Annotated in this window: 22 protein-coding genes and 1 pseudogene; 17 read left to right on the forward strand and 6 right to left on the reverse strand. The window is 61.0% G+C overall.

Annotated features, from left to right (window positions below):
* Window positions 1-324 precede the first annotated feature (324 nt).
* The 7 genes and pseudogenes from AC1DF8_RS02380 to AC1DF8_RS02410 form a co-directional block, all read left to right on the forward strand.
* Window positions 325-888 (forward strand): annotated as a pseudogene (locus tag AC1DF8_RS02380) (isochorismatase family protein); the annotation flags it as partial.
* 69 nt (window positions 889-957) lie between these two features.
* The gene (locus tag AC1DF8_RS02385) at window positions 958-1,227 is read left to right on the forward strand and encodes a XapX domain-containing protein (RefSeq protein WP_477994886.1); all 270 of its coding nucleotides are present in this window, start codon (window positions 958-960) and stop codon (window positions 1,225-1,227) included.
* Between the two features lie 27 nt (window positions 1,228-1,254).
* On the forward strand, window positions 1,255-3,141 hold the full coding sequence (locus tag AC1DF8_RS02390; RefSeq protein ID WP_477994887.1) for an amidohydrolase: 1,887 nt from the start codon (window positions 1,255-1,257) through the stop codon (window positions 3,139-3,141).
* Window positions 3,142-3,151: 10 nt separating this feature from the next.
* Window positions 3,152-3,580 carry a DoxX family protein gene (locus AC1DF8_RS02395; protein WP_477994888.1) on the forward strand — a complete coding sequence of 143 codons (429 nt, stop codon included), beginning with the start codon at window positions 3,152-3,154 and terminating at the stop codon, window positions 3,578-3,580.
* 128 nt (window positions 3,581-3,708) lie between these two features.
* Window positions 3,709-4,530 (forward strand): alpha/beta fold hydrolase, encoded by an 822-nt coding sequence (locus tag AC1DF8_RS02400; RefSeq protein ID WP_477994889.1) that lies wholly within the window; start codon window positions 3,709-3,711, stop codon window positions 4,528-4,530.
* Window positions 4,531-4,569: 39 nt separating this feature from the next.
* Window positions 4,570-5,451, forward strand: coding sequence for a glyoxalase (locus tag AC1DF8_RS02405; RefSeq protein ID WP_477994890.1), 882 nt, complete (start codon window positions 4,570-4,572; stop codon window positions 5,449-5,451).
* A gap of 30 nt (window positions 5,452-5,481) precedes the next feature.
* Window positions 5,482-6,159, forward strand: coding sequence for a YoaK family protein (locus AC1DF8_RS02410; protein ID WP_113016608.1), 678 nt, complete (start codon window positions 5,482-5,484; stop codon window positions 6,157-6,159).
* Window positions 6,160-6,168: 9 nt separating this feature from the next.
* Here the strand turns inward: AC1DF8_RS02410 and AC1DF8_RS02415 are convergent, their stop codons facing one another.
* Window positions 6,169-6,447 (reverse strand): hypothetical protein, encoded by a 279-nt coding sequence (locus tag AC1DF8_RS02415; protein ID WP_113210713.1) that lies wholly within the window; start codon window positions 6,445-6,447, stop codon window positions 6,169-6,171.
* A gap of 172 nt (window positions 6,448-6,619) precedes the next feature.
* On the opposite strand from AC1DF8_RS02415, the gene AC1DF8_RS02420 reads away from it, so the two are divergent.
* The 5 genes from AC1DF8_RS02420 (at window position 6,620) to pncA (ending at window position 11,548) form a co-directional block, all read left to right on the forward strand.
* On the forward strand, window positions 6,620-9,112 hold the full coding sequence (locus tag AC1DF8_RS02420) for an ATP-dependent helicase (protein ID WP_477994891.1): 2,493 nt from the start codon (window positions 6,620-6,622) through the stop codon (window positions 9,110-9,112).
* Window positions 9,113-9,273: 161 nt separating this feature from the next.
* On the forward strand, window positions 9,274-9,768 hold the full coding sequence (locus tag AC1DF8_RS02425; RefSeq protein ID WP_477994892.1) for an EF-hand domain-containing protein: 495 nt from the start codon (window positions 9,274-9,276) through the stop codon (window positions 9,766-9,768).
* 116 nt (window positions 9,769-9,884) lie between these two features.
* Window positions 9,885-10,211 (forward strand): hypothetical protein, encoded by a 327-nt coding sequence (locus AC1DF8_RS02430; protein WP_477994893.1) that lies wholly within the window; start codon window positions 9,885-9,887, stop codon window positions 10,209-10,211.
* A complete protein-coding gene (locus tag AC1DF8_RS02435) occupies window positions 10,208-10,717 on the forward strand; it encodes a GNAT family N-acetyltransferase (protein ID WP_477994894.1) in 510 nt (169 codons plus the stop codon). Before AC1DF8_RS02430 ends, AC1DF8_RS02435 begins: the two co-directional genes overlap by 4 nt.
* Window positions 10,718-10,924: 207 nt before the next feature.
* Entirely contained in the window at window positions 10,925-11,548 is a 624-nt protein-coding gene (gene pncA / locus AC1DF8_RS02440; protein ID WP_018115703.1) for a bifunctional nicotinamidase/pyrazinamidase, read from the forward strand.
* 52 nt (window positions 11,549-11,600) lie between these two features.
* Here the strand turns inward: pncA and AC1DF8_RS02445 are convergent, their stop codons facing one another.
* Window positions 11,601-11,852, reverse strand: coding sequence for a DUF2164 domain-containing protein (locus tag AC1DF8_RS02445; protein WP_029868865.1), 252 nt, complete (start codon window positions 11,850-11,852; stop codon window positions 11,601-11,603).
* Between the two features lie 134 nt (window positions 11,853-11,986).
* Between AC1DF8_RS02445 and AC1DF8_RS02450 the strand changes: the two genes are divergently transcribed.
* Window positions 11,987-12,718 (forward strand): AzlC family ABC transporter permease, encoded by a 732-nt coding sequence (locus AC1DF8_RS02450; RefSeq protein WP_018115705.1) that lies wholly within the window; start codon window positions 11,987-11,989, stop codon window positions 12,716-12,718.
* 1 nt (window position 12,719) lies between these two features.
* Window positions 12,720-13,028 carry an AzlD family protein gene (locus AC1DF8_RS02455; protein ID WP_018115706.1) on the forward strand — a complete coding sequence of 103 codons (309 nt, stop codon included), beginning with the start codon at window positions 12,720-12,722 and terminating at the stop codon, window positions 13,026-13,028.
* 9 nt (window positions 13,029-13,037) lie between these two features.
* Here the strand turns inward: AC1DF8_RS02455 and AC1DF8_RS02460 are convergent, their stop codons facing one another.
* Window positions 13,038-14,873, reverse strand: a complete 1,836-nt coding sequence (locus AC1DF8_RS02460; RefSeq protein WP_477994895.1) for an aminopeptidase P family protein — start codon at window positions 14,871-14,873, stop codon at window positions 13,038-13,040.
* 278 nt (window positions 14,874-15,151) lie between these two features.
* Between AC1DF8_RS02460 and AC1DF8_RS02465 the strand changes: the two genes are divergently transcribed.
* Window positions 15,152-15,325 (forward strand): hypothetical protein, encoded by a 174-nt coding sequence (locus AC1DF8_RS02465; RefSeq protein WP_018115709.1) that lies wholly within the window; start codon window positions 15,152-15,154, stop codon window positions 15,323-15,325.
* A 188-nt stretch (window positions 15,326-15,513) separates the two neighbouring features.
* Here the strand turns inward: AC1DF8_RS02465 and AC1DF8_RS02470 are convergent, their stop codons facing one another.
* Both AC1DF8_RS02470 and AC1DF8_RS02475 read right to left on the reverse strand, forming a co-directional pair.
* Window positions 15,514-16,392: a 50S ribosomal protein L11 methyltransferase gene (locus AC1DF8_RS02470; RefSeq protein ID WP_113204748.1), complete on the reverse strand. Its 879-nt coding sequence runs from the start codon at window positions 16,390-16,392 to the stop codon at window positions 15,514-15,516.
* A gap of 58 nt (window positions 16,393-16,450) precedes the next feature.
* Window positions 16,451-17,053 (reverse strand): SCO family protein, encoded by a 603-nt coding sequence (locus AC1DF8_RS02475; RefSeq protein WP_477994896.1) that lies wholly within the window; start codon window positions 17,051-17,053, stop codon window positions 16,451-16,453.
* Window positions 17,054-17,486: 433 nt separating this feature from the next.
* Between AC1DF8_RS02475 and AC1DF8_RS02480 the strand changes: the two genes are divergently transcribed.
* Both AC1DF8_RS02480 and AC1DF8_RS02485 read left to right on the forward strand, forming a co-directional pair.
* Entirely contained in the window at window positions 17,487-19,454 is a 1,968-nt protein-coding gene (locus tag AC1DF8_RS02480; RefSeq protein WP_477994897.1) for a methyl-accepting chemotaxis protein, read from the forward strand.
* A 2-nt stretch (window positions 19,455-19,456) separates the two neighbouring features.
* Window positions 19,457-19,930 carry a chemotaxis protein CheW gene (locus AC1DF8_RS02485; protein WP_018115713.1) on the forward strand — a complete coding sequence of 158 codons (474 nt, stop codon included), beginning with the start codon at window positions 19,457-19,459 and terminating at the stop codon, window positions 19,928-19,930.
* A 113-nt stretch (window positions 19,931-20,043) separates the two neighbouring features.
* Here the strand turns inward: AC1DF8_RS02485 and AC1DF8_RS02490 are convergent, their stop codons facing one another.
* The gene (locus AC1DF8_RS02490; protein ID WP_477994898.1) at window positions 20,044-20,370 is read right to left on the reverse strand and encodes a hypothetical protein; all 327 of its coding nucleotides are present in this window, start codon (window positions 20,368-20,370) and stop codon (window positions 20,044-20,046) included.
* Between the last annotated feature and the right edge of the window lie 90 nt (window positions 20,371-20,460).

A 20,460-nucleotide genomic window follows, 5' to 3' on the forward strand; every position in this document is an offset into this window, starting at 1 on the left:
GGACGCATGGGCATGGCCTCTCCCGACAGGACGGCGCAATTTTTTCTCGAATAGCGATTTTTCAACGTGTTCGGTGCCTTCCGCGGAGCCTCTTCAGCCGAGAGCAATTTTCGACAAAAGAGGGTCAGAACCGACAATCGGATTTGCCGTTTGCCAAGTAGGTTCGCCGTCAATTCGCAGCCTCGCCCTTGCGGGGAAGCGATGCCGACCGACGCCCGCCAGCCTCTTTTGGCGACAGCCCGGCAGCCCGTTTATTGGCCGCAAGGCCCCACGACCAGGGAGAACGCTCAATGTCCAGATATCTCGAAGTCCTGACGCCGCAGCCTCGCCAAGGCAGCCAAGACCTTCAAGGTTCCAACCACCATCACCACGGTCGAGACCGAAGCCTTCTCGGGCCACACCTATCCGGAGCTGCTCGCCGTCTTCCCCGAAAACACGATCCTCGAACGCACTTCGATGAATTCCTGGGACGATCAGAACGTTCGCGACGCACTGGCGAAGAACGCCGCCGACGGCCGCAAGAAGGTCGTCGTCTCAGGCCTCTGGACGGAAGTCTGCAACACCACCTTCGCGCTTTCCTGCATGCACGACACCGATTACGAGATCTATATGGTCGCTGATGCTTCGGGCGGCACCTCCGCCGAGGCCCACAAATACGCCATGGACCGCATGGTCCAGGCCGGCTGTGTGCCCGTCACTTGGCAGCAGGTGCTGCTCGAATGGCAGCGCGACTGGGCGCGCCGTGAAACCTATGATGCGGCGACGGCTATCGTGAAGGAACATTCCGGCGCTTACGGCATGGGCGTCGATTATGCCTATACCCATGTCCACAAGGCGCCCGAGCGCATCGCGCATGGCAAGCGCATCGGCCCGAACCCGGCCAGGTGAGTTCTCTCCGGGGAGCGGCTTCATCGCCGCTTCCCCGTTGCCGCATGCCGAAATAAATCGAGGCCGCAAATGAAAATCTATCTCCTCTCCCTCGGCGCCGGCCTGCTCGTCGGCATTGTCTATAGCCTTCTCAATGTCCGTTCGCCTGCGCCGCCGGTCGTGGCCCTCGTCGGCCTGCTCGGTATCCTCGTCGGCGAGCAGCTCATTCCTTTCGCCAAAACGCTGATCAACAAGGAACCGGCAGCGGTCTCGTGGTTGCATCAGATCAAGCCGCACATGTTCGGCCACATGCCCAAGGGCAGCACGCCTTCCGACGCCAAGCCCTCCGACAAGGCCTGATAGCGCTCGCGCTCAAGGACGAAGACCATGGAAAACACGACCGCCGACCTCATCCTGCATCACGGGCTGATCACCACGCTCGACCGCTCCAACCCGGCCGCCAGCGCCGTTGCCGTGAAGGACGGCAGGTTCCTCGCCGTCGGCCACGACGCCGAGATCATGGCGCTCAAGGGACCGGAGACCAGGGTCGTCGATCTCAAGGGCAAACGCGTCCTTCCCGGCCTGATCGACAATCACACCCACGTCGTCAGAGGCGGTCTGAATTTCAACATGGAGCTGCGCTGGGACGGCGTGCGCTCGCTCGCCGACGCGATGAACATGCTGAAGCGCCAGGTGGCCATCACACCTGCGCCGCAATGGGTGCGAATCGTCGGCGGTTTCACCGAACATCAGTTCGCTGAGAAGCGCCTGCCGACCATCGACGAAATCAACGCCATCGCGCCCGATACCCCGGTCTTCATCCTGCATCTTTATGACCGCGCCCTTCTGAATGGCGCCGCGCTGCGCGCCGTCGGCTATACCAGGGAGACGCCGAACCCGCCCGGCGGCGAGATCACCCGCGATTCCCAAGGTAATCCGACCGGTCTGCTCCTTGCCAAGCCCAATGCCGGCATTCTCTATTCGACGCTCTCAAAGGGGCCGAAACTGCCCTTCGACTATCAGGTCAATTCCACCCGCCACTTCATGCGCGAGCTGAACCGCCTGGGCGTCACAGGCGTGATCGATGCCGGCGGCGGTTTCCAGAACTATCCCGATGACTATGCCGTCATCCAGAAACTCGCCGATGACGGCCAGATGACCGTCCGTCTCGCCTACAATCTCTTCACCCAGAAGCCGAAAGCGGAGAAGGAGGATTTCCTGAACTGGACGGCGTCGGTGAAATACAAGCAGGGCAACGACTATTTCCGCCATAACGGCGCCGGCGAAATGCTGGTCTTTTCCGCCGCCGATTTCGAGGATTTCCGCCAGCCGCGTCCCGATATGCCGCCGGAAATGGAAGGCGAGCTGGAAGAGGTCGTGCGCGTGCTCGCCGAAAACCGCTGGCCCTGGCGCCTGCACGCCACCTATGACGAGACGATCAGCCGCGCGCTCGATGTCTTCGAAAAGGTCAATCAGGATATCCCGCTCGAAGGCCTCAACTGGTTCTTCGACCATGCCGAGACCATTTCCGAACAGTCGATCGACCGCATCGCAGCCCTTGGCGGCGGCATCGCCGTGCAGCACCGCATGGCCTATCAGGGCGAATATTTCGTCGAGCACTACGGCATGGGCGCCGCCGAAGCCACCCCGCCCGTTGCCCGCATGCTGGAAAAGGGTGTCAAGGTTTCGGCCGGCACCGATGCCACGCGCGTTGCCTCCTATAATCCCTGGGTCTCGCTCTCCTGGATGATCACGGGCCGCACCGTCGGCGGTTTGGCAATCTATCCCCGCCGCAATTGCCTGGACCGCGAAACGGCCCTGCGCATGTGGACGGAAAACGTCACCTGGTTTTCCAATGAGGACGGCAAGAAGGGCCGCATCGAAAAGGGCCAGTTCGCCGATCTCATCGTGCCGGACACGGATTTCTTCGCCTGCGCCGAGGAGGAAATCTCTTTCCTCACCTCGGAGCTCACCATGGTCGGCGGCAAGATCGTGTACGGATCAGGCACTTTCGCCAGTCTCGACGAAAACCCGGTTCCGCCGGCCATGCCCGACTGGTCGCCGGTGCGCAGCTTCAGGGGATATGCTGCCTGGGGCGAACCCGAAGGAGCCGGCAAGAACTCGCTGCACCGCCGCCTGATCTCCGCCTGCGGCTGCGCCAATGATTGCAATGTCCATGGCCATGCCCACGCTGATGCCTGGGGTTCGAAGGCGCCCGTCTCCGATCTCAAGAGCTTCTGGGGTGCGCTCGGCTGCGCCTGCTGGGCCGTTTGAGGATAGATGCATGCATGCCTTTGAAATCCGGCTTGCATCCTTCGTCCGCCCTCTTTTCGGGGCAGCGTGGATGCGCTTCATCGCCTATCTCTGCCTCTGCGCCGCCTATCTGCAGGGCGGCCTCAACAAGCTTACGGATTTTCCGGGCGCGATCGGCGAAATGACCCATTTCGGCCTGTCGCCGGCACCAGTCTTTGCGGCGATCGTCATCATTATGGAGCTTGCCGCCTCGCTCATGATTGTCGCCGGTTTCCTGCGCTGGCTTGGCGCGCTCGCGCTCGGCGGCTTCACGCTGATTGCCACTTTCCTCGCCCTGCGTTTCTGGGAATTGCCCGTGGGAATGGAGCGCTTCATGGCCGCCAATTCCTTCTTCGAGCATCTCGGTCTCGTCGGCGGCTTCCTGCTCGTCGCCTGGCTCGATCTCGGGCAAAAGGCATAGGCAACCTACACCAAAGGATCGCTTACACGGCCATTTGAAACATGTTTCCTGATCGCGTCACGCACCACGGTGCAGAAAATCGCGCCAGCAGGCGAATACCTCCCAACCCCAAGCATAGGACAGAGACGATGCCGACGATCACCACCAAGGATGGAACGACGATCTATTATCAGGATTGGGGCAATGGCCAGCCGATCCTCTTCTCCCATGGCTGGCCGCTCTCGGGCGATGCCTGGGAAGTGCAGATGCTATATTTCGCCCAGCAGGGCTACCGTGTCATCGCTCATGACCGCCGCGGCCACGGCCGTTCCTCCCAGCCGTGGAACGGCAACAATATGGATCAGTATGCCGATGACCTCGCCGAGCTCATCGAGAAGCTCGATCTGAAGAACCTCGTCATGATCGGCCATTCCACCGGCGGCGGCGAAGTCGCCCACTATATCGGCCGCCATGGTACGAGCCGCGTCGCCAAGGTCGTGCTCGTCGGCGCCGTGCCGCCGCTGATGCTGAAAACCCCTGCCAATCCCGAGGGCACGCCGATCGAAGTCTTCGACGGCATCCGCAAGGGCACGGCCGGCGACCGCTCGCAGTTCTACCGCGATCTGACGATGCCCTTCTACGGCTTCAATCGCGACGGCGCCAAGGTCAATGAGGGCCTGCGCGAAACCTTCTGGCTGATGGGCATGGCCGGCGGCATCAAGGGCCATTACGACTGCATCCATGAATTCTCCGAGGTCGATTACAGCGACGACCTCAGGAAGATCGACGTCCCGGCGCTGCTCATTCACGGCGATGCCGACCAGATCGTGCCGATCAAGRCCGCCGCCGAAAAGGGCATCAAGCTTCTGAAGAACGGCACGCTGAAGGTCTATCCGGGCGCCCCGCACGGCCTTGCCCAGACCGAAGCCGACAAGTTCAACGCCGACGTTCTCGCCTTCATCAAGGCGTAATCCATGAGAGCGGCCGGCCGGGCCGAAGGAGATACATACATGCTTCGTCTATCGTTAGCCCTTGTTGCCCTTCTCGGTCTGACCGGCGCTCCGGCCCTTGCCGCCTCGCCACAATCAGGCGTCGGCGCGCAATATGATACGACCCATGTCTATGTCGCCCCTGGCGACGTGGACGCCTTCGCCAGGAGCTTCCTCGCCACCTTCGGCGGCACCAGCACCAGGCAGGTGACGGCAACGGTGACGCCGACGCCAAGCAGCACCACGTCGCAGCTCCTGCAGACACCGGTTGGCACCGTCTCGCTCTTCGGCTTCAAGACGCCGATCCCCTACCCGTTCGGCAGCGAACGCACCGGCTACCTCGTCACCGATCTCGACAAGGCCGTAGCCGCCGCCAAGGCTGCCGGCGCCGATGTGATCGTCTCAGCCTTCCCCGACCCGATCGGCCGCGACGCCGTCATCCAGTGGCCGGGTGGCATCAACATGCAGCTTTACTGGCACACGACCGCGCCAAATTATCCGGCCTTCACGACAGTCCCGGAAAACCGGGTCTACGTGTCGGCTGATCGCGCCGCGGCTTTCACCCACGCCTTCCTTACCTTCTCGCACGGCAGGGTCGTTTCCGATGAAGAGAAGGCGCCGGGTATCGAGATCGGCCTTCCGGATCAGAACTTTCACCGCTTGCGCATCGAATCCGTCTTCGGCCGCATGACCGTACTGGTCACCGACGGCCATCTGCCCTTCCCCTACGGCCGCGAGATGACCGGCTATGAGACGGCCGATCTTGATGCGACGCTCCAGAAAGCCAGGGACAGCGGTGCTGAAATCCTCGTCGAGCCCTATCAGTCCGGCGAGCGCCGAGCAGCCATGGTGGAATTTCCGGGCGGCTATATTGCCGAAATCCACGCCGTCGCGGCACACTGACGAACGAATATACAGAGGGGGAAAAGACCGATGCGCCCAGCCCTGCCCGTGCTTCTGAGCTTTACCGGTGGTTATGTCGATACAGCAGGCTTCCTGGCACTTGGAGGTCTCTTTCCCGCCCATGTCACCGGCAACTTCGTCACCCTTGGTGCAGCGCTGACCCACGGCACGTCGGGCATCATCGCCAAGCTTCTGGCGCTGCCCGTCTTCTGCCTGACGATCCTCCTGCTGCGCTACCTCACCTACAAGGTACCCGCCGGTGACGAGAAGGGTTTGCGCATCCTGCTCGTCATCAAGCTATTGTTCCTGATCGCTGGCGGCGCCTGCGCCATCTGGCTTTCGCCCTTCACCAATCCGGATGGCCTGCCGTTGGTCGCAACCGGCATGCTGCTCGTCATCGCCATGGCGGTCCAGAACGCCGCTCACCGCATCCATCTCGGCGCGTCACCGCCGAGCACGCTGATGACCGGCACGACGACGCAGATCATGATCGATCTCGGCGATCTCGCCCATGGCATGTCAGGAGATCAGGCAAAGACAGTGAAAGGCCGCCTGTCGCGCATGGCAATTGCAGTGGCCGCTTTCGCGCTCGGCTGCGGCCTGGCCGCCCTGCTCTTTGCTACCGTCGGCATCTGGTGCCTGGCGCTACCACCGCTCTTTGCCCTGGTGTCGGTCTGCCTGGCCTTTGCCGGGCCGAAGGCTGCCTGAGAACGGCCCTTAGCCGCTGATGCCGCTGATGCCGCTGCCGGCGGTCGCAGCCTCAGCCACGGCAATTCGCTGTCGCAGCGTCGCCTTGCGTGCCCGAATCTCAAGCGAAATGAGTTCAGCAACCGATCCATTACGGCGCAGCAAGGCGATCGTGCTCAACACGGGAGACACGATCGCGGCGAGGACGGTTCCGAGGCCTTCACCACTGTCCGGCAAACCATTCGCCGCGATCAGCGCGACAACGGCGATCAGCAGGATGAGATTGGCAAGAATGGCGATGACATGCATATGGCTCTCCCGATGGCTGGCGCGAAACCATAGTTGAGGTCCAGGAGGACCACAACTCCTGCGCAGGCTTCCCGACCGGGCAACCAAACCTGCTGAGGATAGCGCAGCCGCTGGGAATGAAAGCAGAACATCTTTTCTGGTCTTTCCTTCCCGAATCACTACATTACGCGCCATGAGCAATAGTTTCGACGATATGCCCTTCTTCGACGAGGAACCGGGCGATGCGCCGCGCAAGCCGCAACAGCCTGCCGCTCCAGCAAGGGCGCCCGCCGCCGGCGGCGGCATTGCCGCCCGCGCCATGGCAGCCCGCGATGGCGGCCGCCCCGACTACCTCGCCGGCCTGAACCCGGAACAGCGCGAAGCGGTCGAGACGCTGGAAGGCCCGGTCCTCGTGCTCGCCGGCGCCGGCACCGGCAAGACGCGCGTGCTGACCACCCGCATCGCCCATATCCTCCAGACCGGTCGCGCCTTCCCCTCGCAGATCCTCGCCGTGACCTTCACCAACAAGGCCGCCCGCGAGATGAAGGAACGTATCGCCCTTCTCGTCGGCGGCGCCGTCGAAGGCATGCCCTGGCTCGGCACCTTCCACTCGATCGGCGTCAAGCTCCTGCGCCGCCATGCCGAGCTCGTCGGCCTGCGCTCCGATTTCACCATCCTCGATACAGATGATGTGGTCCGCCTCATCAAGCAGCTGATCCAGGCCGAAGGCCTCGACGACAAGCGCTGGCCGGCCAAGCAGTTCGCCGGCATGATCGATACCTGGAAAAACAAGGGCCTCGGCCCTGCCGATATTCCTGAGGGAGATGCGCGCGCTTTTGCCAATGGCCGCGGCCGCGATCTCTATTTCGCCTATCAGAACCGCCTGTCGACGCTGAACGCCTGCGATTTCGGCGATCTCCTGATGCATCCGATCGCGATCTTCCGCAAGCAGCCGGACCTCTTGAAGGAATATCACCAGAAGTTCCGCTACATCCTCGTCGACGAGTACCAGGACACCAACACCGCCCAGTACATGTGGCTGCGGCTTCTCGCCCAGCGCGCCAAGGGCGAGCCACAGAATGTCTGCTGCGTTGGCGACGACGACCAGTCGATCTATGGCTGGCGTGGCGCTGAGGTGGACAATATCCTGCGCTTCGAAAAGGATTTCCCCGGCGCCAAGGTCATCAAGCTGGAGCGCAACTACCGCTCGACGGCCCATATCCTCGGTGCCGCCGCCCATCTCATCACCCACAATGAAGGCCGCCTCGGCAAGACGCTCTTCACCGACCGCTCCGATCCTGACGACGTCAAGGTGCAGGTGCACGCCTCCTGGGATTCGGAGGAGGAAGCCCGCGCCATTGGCGAGGAAATCGAGCGCCTGCAGCGCGGCGATGCCGACGGCAAGAAGCATCTGCTGAACGACATGGCGATCCTGGTGCGCGCCTCCTTCCAGATGCGCGAATTCGAAGACCGCTTTGTCACCCTCGGGCTGAACTACCGCGTCATCGGGGGCCCGCGCTTCTACGAGCGCCTCGAGATCCGCGATGCCATGGCCTATTTCCGCCTGGTCTCGCAGTCGGCCGACGACCTCGCCTTCGAGCGCATCATCAACACGCCCAAACGCGGCCTCGGCGATACGACGGTACGCGCGCTTCATGATTATGCCCGCGCCCGCGATATCCCGATGCTGGCCGCTGCTGCCGACATGATCGAAACGGACGAGCTGAAGCCGAAGGCCCGCAAGGCCCTTTTCGACGTGATTCAATCTTTCCGCCGCTGGCAGGAACTGCTTGAAAACACACCGCATACCGAGCTTGCCGAGCAGATCCTCGAAGAGTCGGGCTATACCGACATGTGGAAGAACGACAAGAGCGCCGAAGCGCCGGGTCGCCTTGAAAACCTCAAGGAACTCATCCGCTCGATGGACAGCTTCGAATCCATGCGCGGCTTCCTCGAGCACGTCTCCCTCGTCATGGATGCCGAGACCAACGAAAATCTCGACGCCGTCTCCATCATGACGCTGCACTCGGCCAAGGGTCTGGAATTCGACACCGTCTTCCTGCCCGGCTGGGAGGAAGGCCTCTTCCCGCATCAGCGCTCCCTCGATGAGTCCGGCCGCGCCGGCCTCGAGGAAGAACGCCGCCTCGCCTATGTCGGCATCACCCGCGCCAAGCACCGCTGCCACATCTGGTTCGTCTCGAACCGCCGCATCCACGGCCTCTGGCAATCGACCATCCCCTCGCGTTTCCTCGACGAGCTGCCCGAAACCCATGTGGAAGTGGCCGAGATGGAGCAGAATTACGGTGGCTACGGCCGCGGCGGCGGTTATGGCCAGTCCCGCTTCGACAAGGCCGACCCCTTCGCCAATTCCTATTCCACGCCCGGCTGGAAACGCGCCCAGGCCAACAAGACCGACGCCACCCGCGACAACTGGGGCACCCGCTCCGGCCACGCCGTGGAGCGCATCGGCTACGGCGAAAGCGGCCCGCGCGGCCGCACGATCGAGGGCGAACTGGTGGCGAAATCCACAGCCACCGAACCCTCACGCTTCGCTCTCGGCGATCGAGTCTTCCACATCAAGTTCGGCAACGGCTCCATATCCGGCATCGAAGGCAACAAGCTGACGATCGATTTCGATCGCGCCGGCCAGAAGCGGGTGCTCGACGGATTTGTGGAGCGGGTCTGACCGCTCACCTTCCTTGGCGTGTGGTCGGGAATCACACGCGCAGCCGAACGCGCTTCTCCAGATGACAAAACGCCGCTTTGACCCGACTCGCGATCAGGCTTAGCCCGGTCATTGCCCGCCCATGAAAGGCAGGCTTCACAAGACCTTCAAAGGAGGTTCAAGTGACCAGTGTTTCAGCTCTGGGCAGCACGCTGACCCAGTACCAAGCCCCTCTCAATCCTCTCGACAAGAACGGTGACGGCGTCGTCTCTGCGGACGAGCTTGCCGCCGCTTCAAAGTCCTCGTCCACCAACCCCTCGTCCGCCGGAGATGACGATTCGTCCGGCTCCGATGTCGTTCAGAAGATCGCAGCCGATATCCTGGCGCTCATGCTCTCGCTCCAGAAGACGGACGACGACAACAAGGCCGGCACCGATGACAACGGTGATGACTCCAAGGGTGCGCTCGCTGCCCTGGATGCGAATGGCGACGGCAAGTTGACCACATCGGAACTTCTTTCCGCCGATCCGCAGAAGATTGCCGCCGCCGGCGGTGACGATCAGGACGGCGGCCTGATGGCCAAAGTCCTGACCGACATGCAGACCGCGCTTCGCGCATACCAGACGACCTATGGTAACTCGCCCGTAGCCACCGGCGAGAGCGACAAGACGGCCTGATGCAATGAGGCTCCGCCGGGGGAGCCTCGCTGATTGGGCCAAACGCTTTACGAGGTCGCAGACTTCTCCCTTCGCCGCTGCTTGCGCGGGCCTGATTTATCGGAGAGGCTGCAGAAATGGCTGATCATTCAACAGTTGATATGAAAATACTGCGCCGGATTGGCTGGGATCACTGGGATCCGATCGGCATCAGGCAAGTAGATGATCCGGCATGGCGAACGACCGCCACCAGCGAATACGATTCCTATCTTCTACACGCCGCCAATATGCTCCTTCACGGCTCGATGCCCGCGGCAGTCGCTGCTTACCTAGAAGAGATCGTCGTCATCAAAATGGGCCTCGGACCTGTTAGTGACGTGATTCAAGATGCCGCGATTCAAACCGTGGATGCAATTGCGACTTACCTTCAATCCAGGTCCACGCAGGCACACGACATCCGATGACGACCATACCGACCCTTCACACCGAACGATTGATCCTGCGGGCTCCCGTCATGGCAGACTGGCCGGACTATCATGCGCTGATGATCTCCGACCGCGCCCTCTACATGGGCGGTCCGCATTCGACCAAGGCCGCCTGGGGCATGTTCTGCCACGATGTCGCGCTCTGGACGCTTGAAGGCCACGGCGCCCTGATGATGGAGGATCGGGTTACGGGGCAATGCCTCGGCCAGGTCGGCATCAATCACGGCCCGCTGTTTCCTGAAAAGGAACTCGGCTGGCTCGTCTATCCGCAGGCCGAGGGTAAGGGTTATGCCTATGAGGCAGCCGTTGCCTTGCGCGATTGGGCCTTTGCTGTGCGCGGCCTGACGACACTGGTGAGCTATATCGCCCGCCCCAATGTGAGGTCGATCCGGCTGGCCGAGCGGCTGGGCGCCGTGCCGGATGCAACGGCAGCGCGTCAGGACGGAGATCCCGATGATCTGGTTTTCAGGCATCCGGCTCCATAGCCGCATGCATAAATCCTAATATAAAACGCGAAATACTTGCCGCTTTCGCGTAAAGCGCGAACGGCAACAGAAAAATACGTTGATGCAGCGATTTGCCACTCTTCATACTAGAAATAGGACTTGCGCCCGGCCCCCCGGAAATCCACTAGTTGATTGCGCCGAATGTGATTGGCATTTTGCGATGCGATATGCGTAAGGGATAGCTTGATGAAGGCGCTGCTGCTTGTCGATATTCAGAATGGCTTCTGCCCCGGAGGCAACCTGCCGGTTCTCGAAGGCGACGAAGTCGTCCCCGTCGCCAACAGCCTCATCGACAGCGGCAAATACGATCTTATCGTCGCCTCGCAGGATTGGCATCCCGCCGATCACGGAAGTTTCGCCTCCTCGCATCCTGACAAGCAACCTTTCGAGATAGGCGAACTCTCCGGCAAGCCGCAGATGTTGTGGCCAGATCACTGCGTGCAATATACGCGCGACGCCGAGCTGCATCCCAAACTCCACTCGGCTCAAATCGACCTTATCCAGCAGAAGGGCGAAAACAGGAACGTCGACAGCTATTCCGCCTTCCGCGACAACGATCAGCATGCCCTGACAGGCCTGGCCGATTTCCTGGTCGATCAGGGTGTGACGGAGCTCGATGTCTGCGGGCTGGCAACCGACTATTGCGTCAAATTCTCTGCACTCGATGCACTGGAACTCATTCCCGGCGTCAAGGTCCGTCTCATCGAGGACGCGAGCCGTGGCATCTCGCCCGAGGGTGTGGCTGCTGCGATCGACGAGATGCGTGGGCACGGCATCGATATCGTCAAGAGCGCCGATATTCTCGCCTGACGCAGGCCGCGCAATGCTTTTGGGATAAAGACATGCGCAAACTACGGCTTGTTCAGTCTTTCGTCCCTTCCTCACGCTCCAGCAGATAAATCTCTTCGCCGAAATCCTCCATCTTCTTCACGAAGGCGGCGTGCGCATCTCTGAGCCCGCGATTATAGAAATAGGGTCCGATCTTTTCGGCGAAGAATTCCAGCAGGAATTCGGCCGGCAGCACGCCGATCGGGTCGAGTTCGCGATCGAAATATTGGCGGATCTGCGAAACGATCTCCGCCTTTTCTTCCTTGGAAAATTCGATCTTCTTCATTGTCTCCCTCGCCTCGCCGGTGACGTAAACCGGTAACGCTTCAGCAAAATCGATTGGTGAATCAAGGAAATTCAATTGCCGCCGCAGGTGAGACACCATAGAGGGAAATTTCAATTCCAACAGGACGTAATCCCATGAATCGCGCCGACTTTGTCGAAGGGTTGCGGGGCGGCTTTCCCGTGGCGCTCGCCTCTGCCCCGTTCGGAGCGTTGTTCGGCGCCCTTGCCGCCGAGCAGGGCATGTCGCTATCAGAACTTACTTTCATGAGCGCCTCCGTCTATGCAGGCGCCAGCCAGCTGGTCGGTATCGAGCTTTTCGGCCACAATGTGCAGGCTTGGGTGATCGTTCTCTCCATCCTCGCCGTCAATTTCCGCCACGTGCTCTATTCAGCAGCGATTGCCCGCTACATCAGGCACTTCACCGCGCTGCAGAAGTTCTTCACCTTCTTCCTGCTGGTCGATCCGCAATTTGCCGAAACCGTCAAGCGCGGCGAGGCCGGGACGCCGGTTACCTTCACCTGGTATCTCGGCTTCGGCATCATCATCTACATCCCCTGGGTTCTGATCAGCCTCATCGGTGGCATGCTCGGTACCCTTATAGGCGATCCCAAGACGATCGGCCTCGATATCCTGCTGCCGACCTATTTCCTCGGCATCGTGCTCGGCTTCCGCAAACGCGACAATTTCCTGCCGGTGGCGCTGACGAGCGCCGTCGCCTCGGTCATTGCCTATCATTTCGTGGGCTCGCCCTGGCATGTGAGCCTGGGGGCTGCGGCCGGCATCATCCTGGCTGCGCTGATGCCTCTGCCTGCCGAGGAGCCGGATCTCGAAGCCGACGCCCTCAACACCGAAAATCACGAGGTCTGAGATGCAATTCGATCTCCACATGGCTCTCGTGATCCTGGCCGCCGCAGCCGCGACCTATGCGACGCGCATCGGCGGCTACATCCTGATCACCAAGATGAAGCGCATTCCGCCGCGCATGGAAGCAGCACTCAATGCCGTACCGGCGGCGGTGCTGACGACGCTCGTGGCGCCCGCCTTCTTCATCGGCGGCTGGGATTCGAAGCTGGCGCTTGCGGTCGCCCTCGTCATCGGCCTGCGCTTCTCGCATACCTGGATGCTCGTGGCCGCCTGGATCATCGTCATGACCTGGCGGCACACGATCGGTCTTTAAACCTGAGGCTCAGTATTCCAGCGGCAGCGTCGCATTTTCCAGCCATGCCTTGACGTCATGGTCGTGGATCAGCGGCATCAGCGCTTCGCGCGTGCGATGGTGATAGTCATTGAACCAGTGCAGCTCGTCATGCGTCAGCAATTCAGGAATGACGATGTTGCGGTCGATCGGGCAGAAGGTCAGCGTTTCGAAGCCGAGCATCGGCATGTCGCCGCCCTCGACGGCTTCCGCCTCCCGCACATAGATCAGGTTCTCGATGCGGATGCCGAAATGGCCCGGCCGGTAATAACCCGGCTCGTTTGACAGGATCATGCCCGGCAGCAGTTCCTGCGTCGAAAGCCGCGAAATGCGCTGCGGCCCCTCGTGAACCGAGAGATAGGAGCCCACGCCATGGCCGGTGCCATGCGCGAAATCAGCCCCTGCCCGCCATAGCGCGATGCGCGCCAGCGGATCGAGATCGCAGCCGCGGGTGCCCTTCGGGAAACGCGCCGTGCTGATCTGGATCATGCCCTTCAACACCAGCGTGAAGAAGCGCTTGTGCTCCTCGCTGACCGTACCGATGCCGACCGTGCGGGTGATATCGGTCGTGCCGTTGATATATTGCGCGCCGGAATCGATCAGGAAGAGCTCGCCCGGCTGGATATGACGGTCAGTCGCCGTCGTCACCCGGTAGTGCATGATGGCCGCATGTTCGCCGGCACCCGAGATCGTGTCGAAGGAAATGTCCTTCAGCGGATTCTGCATGCTCTGGCCCATCCGGGCGCGAGCCGCCTCCAGCCGCTCGGCAGCACCGATTTCGGTGATCGTGCCGGGTTTGCTCTGCGACAGCCAGTAGAGGAATTCCACCATGGCAGCACCATCCTGCAGATGGGCTGCGGCCGACCCGTTGATCTCGGTACCGTTCTTCACCGCCCGCGGCAGCTTCGCCGGATCGGTCCCCTCGACCACCTCGCCGCCCGCCTTGCGGATGATCTCGGCAAGCGCGTAGGAAGCGATATCGGGATCGATGAGGATACGCCCGCCTTCCTTGGCGACCGCAGCAAGCTTCTCGTCAAGCAGCGAAGGCGCAAGCTGTGTGGCGATCTGCGCGAGATAGGCTTCCGGCTCGATACCGGTCTTGCGCTTGTCGAGGAAGATCTCGGCCTTGCCGTCGGCATGGATGATGGCGCGCGCCAGCGGATGCGGCGTATGCGGCACGTCGGCGCCACGAATATTGAAGATCCAGGCAATGGAAGAGGGATCGGCGATCAGCACCGCCTTGAGGTTCTTGCTTCCGAGATCGGCGGCGATCGTTGCGATCTTGTCTTTTGCAAGGACACCCGCCTGGGCGACGTTCTGGATGGTGACCGCCCCAAGCGGCTCTGCAGGCCGGTCGGCCCACAGCTTGTCGAGCGGATTATGCGGCAGGAACACCAGTGCTCCGCCGATCTCCGACAGTGCCTTTTCGAGCTTGCGAACGTCCGCACCCGAATGCAGCCATGGATCGATGCCGAGCTTCAGCCCCTTTTTGCCATGCGCCGGAAGCCAGACATGCGGTGGCTCGTTGACGAGATCGCCGCCGGTAAAGACCGAGCCGTCCACCTGCTCCGCAAGCTGCGTCACGTAGCGGCCGTCGACATAGACGATCGCTTCCGTGCGGGTGATCAGCGCAATGCCCGCCGAGCCGGTAAAGCCCGTCAGCCAGGAGAGCCGTTCCGCACAGGCAGGCACATATTCGCCGTTGAACTCATCGGCGCGCGGCACGAGGAAGGCATCGATGCCAAGCGCGTCGAAACTGGCGCGCAGTGCGGAAACCCGTTCCCTGCCGAACTGTGGCGTGGAGGTGACTTCGAAAGACTGAAACATGCTGGAAACCCGAATGAATGAAACGAATCCGGTTAATGGGATAGCGGCCATGTTAGCGAAATTTCAGTCATTGGGGAGAAAAAGCGACGCGAAGCACCCGGAAAGGCTCGGCCGCCCAATAATTTGGCAGAAATGTGTCTCGATGTGGGAAACTGGCACGCTTCATGCATTGCACGCATGGCTGCAATGAAACAAACCCTCTACCACCGCATGTCGGAATAGCTACATAGGGCGCATCGAACGGTTCACGACGAACCACAAACAAAGGATTTTTTGAAATGACCGCCTCTCTCTCGCGCTTCGCTTACAGCAGCCCGGTACAGGCTGGCGAACGCCAGACTGTGCGTCATATCATCGGCGCCCGCCGCCCGCAGCATGAGGACAGCCTCAAGGTGCTCGCAGCAGGCCAGCGTTCCACGCGCCACAAGGGCGCACCGAGCTACGCATTCTGAGCTTAAAGCCTTTCCGATCCTCCTCCCCTCCACCGGACGGGCCTATCGGAATGCAGTAGTGCCCGCTTGAGCATCCTCCTCCTTCGAGCTCGCGGGCAAGACCGGATTTAAATGCCGGTCCAAGGCGGTGCCACTGGCACCGCCTTTTTTCTTGTCTCGATTTTGGAAAACAAACCCTCGCGGACGCGTCAGGGGCGATCCAGATGGATCGTCACCCAGCCATTGCGCCAGATGGTGCGCACATGCCGCAGCCTCGCGCCATTATAGGCGGCCAACACCTTCCAGCGCTGACTGGCGAGAATGCCGGACAGGACGACCGATCCGCCCGGCGCCAGGTTGGCGACGAGCTGCGGCGCCATCTTGATCAGCGGCCGCGCCAGAATATTGGCGATGATGAGGTCGAAGGGCCCGTTCTCCGAAAAAGCCGTCGAATGGAAGCCGGGCGCCGTCACCGTGCGGATGCCGCTGGCAATGCCATTGCGGCGAACATTCTCGGCCGCGACACCAACGGCGATCGGATCGATATCCGTTGCCAGCACCGGAATATCCTTGAGCTTGCGAACGGCAATCGCCAGAACGCCGCTGCCGGTCCCGAGATCGAGGGCATTGCGCACCTTCCGGGCCCTGACAACCCGGTCGATCACTTCAAGGCAGCCGGCGGTCGTGCCGTGATGACCCGTGCCGAACGCCTGGCCGGCATCGATCTCGATGGCGATATCGCCTGATCGCACCTTGTCCCGGTCATGCGAGCCATGCACGAGGAAGCGCCCTGCCCTGACGGGCTTCAGCCCCTCCAGCGATTTGACGACCCAGTCCACATCCGGAATGACCTCACGCGACAGCACGGCATCGGGAAATGCCGGTCCCAGCGCCTCCTCGATGCGACTGCGCACATCCGCCTCGTCCTCCGCCATCATGTAGACGGAGGCTTCCCAGATATCTTTCTTTTCGTCGATCTCGGTGGTGCCGATGGCGAAATCTTCTTCGCCGAAGACCTCGCTCAGAAGGTCGAGGATCTCTTCGGCCTGCTTTTCACTTGTCGACACGTAAAGGCGGATTTCACTCACGATAGGCAATCTTTCCGGTTGCGTCGCTCGCGACCGGCGCGATGCTTCAAGCTGCCGATCATCCCTTGGCGACGAGATTCTCCAGCTTCTTTATCGCCGTATCCGGGTTTTCGCCATAGGAGATCGTTCCCGAAAAACGCCCGGCTGAATCCAGCAGGAAGACCGAGGCCGTGTGGTCCATCGTGTAGTCACCATCAGGATTGTTCTCGTCCACCGGCACCTTCTTGGCATAGACGCGGAAGCCCTTGATGACGTCGGCGACCTTGTCCGGCGAGCCGGAAATGCCGGTGATGCGCTTGGAAACGTTGGATACATACTGGTTCATGATCTCGGGCGTATCGCGCTCGGGATCGACGGTCACGAAATAGGCCTGCAGCTTGTTGCCCTGCGGATCGACCTTCTCCATCCAGCCGTTGAGCTCGAAGAGCGTCGTCGGGCACACTTCGGGGCAGTGCGTGAAGCCGAAGAACAGGGCAGTAGGCTTGCCGCGCAATGCCTGCTCCGTAATCGGCTCGCCGCTCTGCGATACCAGCGTGAACGGCACGCCAAACGGGCCCTCGGCCACCACCTCCCTCGTCCGGCTCTGGTCCAGCGTGAACCAGCCGAGCACGCCCGCAAGCGCAAGCACGGCGATCCAGACGGCGATACGGAAATTCTTCATGATACTTTCCTTACTAGCAACTCCAGCAAAAGTGCGCAGCGGTTTTGCGTCCGGAATTGCCTAAAAACAAAAGTGCGGATGCCCCATCCGTCCCGCCCGTGTGATTATAGTCGCGATCGCAGCCACGCAATTCAAGAATGCGTTTTCTCACCCGTGATTAATTGCCCCACCTTGATGAATGCCAAATGCGGGCAAACGCGCCGCGAAAAGGTCGTACAAAGACGAATTATCACGCCTTTCTAAAGGCTTGCCGCGAAGACCTCCAAGCAACCCCAAGAAATACATCGTTAGGAAAGGCTTAATAGCGCATATCTATATTTAGTAATGCACACAGCGCTTCGTCGCTGTTCCGACATGATGTCGGCCGGAACACGGACCGGATCAGCATAAAAATCGAGGGAACTGAAAACCGCCTGGGGCGGAGGGTGGCTTTATGACAAATTCGACGGTTCGCAGAAGCCTTTCGGTCGGCCAGCGGCTCTGGACGCTCGGCGGCGCGGCTTTCATCGGCTTCAGCTCGATGATCGCTATCGGCTGGTACGAGAATACGCAGGTCGATGCCGGCCTGCGCCGCACGGACGAAATCCAGCAGAGTATCGACACCGTCAACGACATGCGCGTTGCCAATCTGACGCTGGTCCTGACCGCCATGGACATGATCGTCGACAAGGACGAGAAGACCATCCAGCCGGGCCGCCTGAAGCTCATTACCGACTCGCTCGCAACGCTGTCCAGCGGCTCGAAGGGAATAGGCGCGCTCGCCGAGGAGCTGAAAGTCGGCGACCTCTTGAAGAGCTACGATGCCGATGTCGGCGCGCTCCGCCAGGCCATCCAGGTGGATCTCAAGGCGCTCGTCGAACAGGGCGCCGCCGATGACGAATTCGACAAGATCGACGACCGGATCGACACCGCCGGCGACAAGCTTACAGGCACCCTCGACAAATTGGCCAATGACGGCACCGCTATTGCCCGCAATCGCATCGAAAGCGCCAACGAGACCTCCCACAACTCGCTGATCATCCAGATCGCGCTCGGCCTGATCGCCATCCTCACCATGGCCGCCCTGCAATACATTCATGGCGGCTCCATAAGCCGCGGCATTGCTGCCGTGCGGGAAAGCATGCTGCGCATTATGAACGGCGACCTGACGACCAATGTCGCCGGCAAGGAGCGTGGCGACGAGATCGGCGAAATGGCCCGCGCTGCCGAAAGCTTCCGCCTTGCAGCCATCGAAAAGATCGATCTGGAAGCCCGTACCGAGACCGACCGCAAGCGCAGCGATGCCGAACGCCGCGAGCGCGAAACTGCCAAGCTTGCCGACACGGAAGCGTTGAACAACGCCGTCACCGCTCTCGGACAGGGCCTGACCCGCCTTGCCAACGGCGACCTGACCGCAAACATCGATCAACCCTTCCGCGACGAGCTGGAAAGGCTGCGTCAGGACTTCAACCAGACGGCCGTGCGCCTGCGCAGGGCGATGAGCGACATTGCCCTGAACAGCACCTCGATCCAGGCCAACAGCCATCAGATGCGCGCCGCCGCCGATGATCTCGCCAAGCGCACGGAGCAGCAGGCCGCCTCGCTGGAAGAAACCTCAGCGGCGCTGGACGAGATCACCGCCACCGTGCGCAACGCCACAAGCCGTGCCGAAGAAGTCGGCAACATGGTTGCCCATACCCGCCAGAATACCGAGAAATCCGATGCCATCGTCGGCGATGCCATGGCCGCGATGGAGCGAATCGAAGGTGCTTCCCGCGAGATCGGCACCATCATCAACGTCATCGACGAGATCGCTTTCCAGACGAACCTGCTGGCACTCAACGCCGGTGTCGAGGCCGCGCGTGCGGGTGAAGCCGGCAAGGGTTTTGCGGTCGTCGCCCAGGAAGTGCGCGAACTGGCCGGTCGCGCGGCCGGCGCAGCCAAGGATATCAAGGCCTTGATCAGCAAATCCGGCGCCGAGGTCAAAACCGGTGGCGAACTGGTCACGGCTGCCGGCGAGGCTCTGCGCCAGATCGGCGAAGATGTTCTGCGTATCGACGGTCATGTTAAATCAATCGTAACCTCTGCGCGCGAACAATCAGTCGGACTGAACGAGATCAATACAGCCATCAGCCAGATGGATCAGGCGACGCAGAAGAATGCGGCCATGGTGGAAGAAACGAATGCCGCCAGCCACACTCTCGCAACCGATGCGGAAAACCTGACGCAACTGGTACGGCAGTTCAATATCGGCGAGGGCATGAACGCCCGTCAAACGCCGCGAGAAGCCTCCGCAGCCTCGCATCCGAAAACCTCACCCGCACGGAGCCTGATTGGCAAGGTCGCGGGCGCCTTCACGGGCGGCTCCGCCGCCAAGAAACTCGCCTCCTCTCCGGCCGGAGACAACTGGGAAGAATTCTGATCATGAGCAACAACAACGCCATCAAGCAGTCGGGCGCCTATCTGGAAATCGTTTCGTTCCACCTCGGCGATCAGGAATTCTGCATCGACATCATGGCCATCCGCGAAATCCGCGGCTGGGCGCCGGTGACCCCGATGCCGCACACCCCGCCCTACGTCCTCGGACTGATCAACCTTCGCGGCGCCGTGATCCCGGTCATCGACATGGCCTGCCGCCTCGGCATGAAGATGACGGAACCATCCGAGCGCTCCGCCATCATCGTAACCGATATCGCCGGCAAGCTGGTCGGCCTGCTGGTCGAACAGGTCTCCGACATGATGACCATCAAGAGCGAAGACCTGCAGCCGGCGCCGGAAATCATTCCGGAAGCCCAGCGCGCCTTCTGCCGCGGTATCGTCGCGCTGGAAAAGACCATGGTCTGCTTCCTCAACCTCGACACGGTCATTGCCGACGAACTGGCGCGCGAAGCTGCCTGATACGTTTCGATATCTCGAATGCGAAGGCCCGGCTTGTCCGGGCCTTTTTGATTAGGACAGACACCGATTCCTGACACATCCGGCCTGCGCTCGGCTGGCTCAGGCTTTCTCGTTCAAAATTCCTCAATGGTGAACGGCGCATCATCATCGAAGTCGTTGCCGAAAAAGTTTATCCGTTTGAAATTTCCGTGAACGTAGCCTCTGTCGCGAAACCACTCGAGATGGAGATCTGCACCTCCATGTCGATGGGTGGCATAGGGAATGCTCATATCACGCAGAGTTTCACACATTAGGTGAATCTTCTCAGGCTCTTCAGAGCGGAATGCATAGACATTCTCGTAGGTGTCAATCTTCTTGAAACCGAGATCGACTAAGTCCTCTGATCGCAGGTCTTTTCCCAGTTCGACCAGCAGTCGCTTAGGCTCGCAGATCGTTACCATTGTTGGTCTAAACATACATTTCCTACCGCCTGAATTGATCGCTAGGCGTCAATTGCGTTTCAGCCGTACCTGAAGGCGCCCTGCGGAAAC

The sequence above is a fragment of the Rhizobium sp. 05N49 genome (genome assembly GCF_056396805.1).

What these genes read in the sequence shown, in the direction of transcription:
- AC1DF8_RS02385 (WP_477994886.1), top strand. Translation starts at nt 958, where the DNA reads ATGAAAATCTATCTCCTCTCCCTCGGCGCCGGCCTGCTCGTCGGCATT.
- AC1DF8_RS02390 (WP_477994887.1), top strand. Translation starts at nt 1,255, where the DNA reads ATGGAAAACACGACCGCCGACCTCATCCTGCATCACGGGCTGATCACC.
- AC1DF8_RS02395 (WP_477994888.1), top strand. Translation starts at nt 3,152, where the DNA reads ATGCATGCCTTTGAAATCCGGCTTGCATCCTTCGTCCGCCCTCTTTTC.
- AC1DF8_RS02405 (WP_477994890.1), top strand. Translation starts at nt 4,570, where the DNA reads ATGCTTCGTCTATCGTTAGCCCTTGTTGCCCTTCTCGGTCTGACCGGC.
- AC1DF8_RS02410 (WP_113016608.1), top strand. Translation starts at nt 5,482, where the DNA reads ATGCGCCCAGCCCTGCCCGTGCTTCTGAGCTTTACCGGTGGTTATGTC.
- AC1DF8_RS02415 (WP_113210713.1), bottom strand. Translation starts at nt 6,447, where the DNA reads ATGCATGTCATCGCCATTCTTGCCAATCTCATCCTGCTGATCGCCGTT.
- AC1DF8_RS02420 (WP_477994891.1), top strand. Translation starts at nt 6,620, where the DNA reads ATGAGCAATAGTTTCGACGATATGCCCTTCTTCGACGAGGAACCGGGC.
- AC1DF8_RS02430 (WP_477994893.1), top strand. Translation starts at nt 9,885, where the DNA reads ATGGCTGATCATTCAACAGTTGATATGAAAATACTGCGCCGGATTGGC.
- AC1DF8_RS02435 (WP_477994894.1), top strand. Translation starts at nt 10,208, where the DNA reads ATGACGACCATACCGACCCTTCACACCGAACGATTGATCCTGCGGGCT.
- pncA (WP_018115703.1), top strand. Translation starts at nt 10,925, where the DNA reads ATGAAGGCGCTGCTGCTTGTCGATATTCAGAATGGCTTCTGCCCCGGA.
- AC1DF8_RS02445 (WP_029868865.1), bottom strand. Translation starts at nt 11,852, where the DNA reads ATGAAGAAGATCGAATTTTCCAAGGAAGAAAAGGCGGAGATCGTTTCG.
- AC1DF8_RS02450 (WP_018115705.1), top strand. Translation starts at nt 11,987, where the DNA reads ATGAATCGCGCCGACTTTGTCGAAGGGTTGCGGGGCGGCTTTCCCGTG.
- AC1DF8_RS02455 (WP_018115706.1), top strand. Translation starts at nt 12,720, where the DNA reads ATGCAATTCGATCTCCACATGGCTCTCGTGATCCTGGCCGCCGCAGCC.
- AC1DF8_RS02460 (WP_477994895.1), bottom strand. Translation starts at nt 14,873, where the DNA reads ATGTTTCAGTCTTTCGAAGTCACCTCCACGCCACAGTTCGGCAGGGAA.
- AC1DF8_RS02465 (WP_018115709.1), top strand. Translation starts at nt 15,152, where the DNA reads ATGACCGCCTCTCTCTCGCGCTTCGCTTACAGCAGCCCGGTACAGGCT.
- AC1DF8_RS02475 (WP_477994896.1), bottom strand. Translation starts at nt 17,053, where the DNA reads ATGAAGAATTTCCGTATCGCCGTCTGGATCGCCGTGCTTGCGCTTGCG.
- AC1DF8_RS02480 (WP_477994897.1), top strand. Translation starts at nt 17,487, where the DNA reads ATGACAAATTCGACGGTTCGCAGAAGCCTTTCGGTCGGCCAGCGGCTC.
- AC1DF8_RS02485 (WP_018115713.1), top strand. Translation starts at nt 19,457, where the DNA reads ATGAGCAACAACAACGCCATCAAGCAGTCGGGCGCCTATCTGGAAATC.
- AC1DF8_RS02490 (WP_477994898.1), bottom strand. Translation starts at nt 20,370, where the DNA reads ATGGTAACGATCTGCGAGCCTAAGCGACTGCTGGTCGAACTGGGAAAA.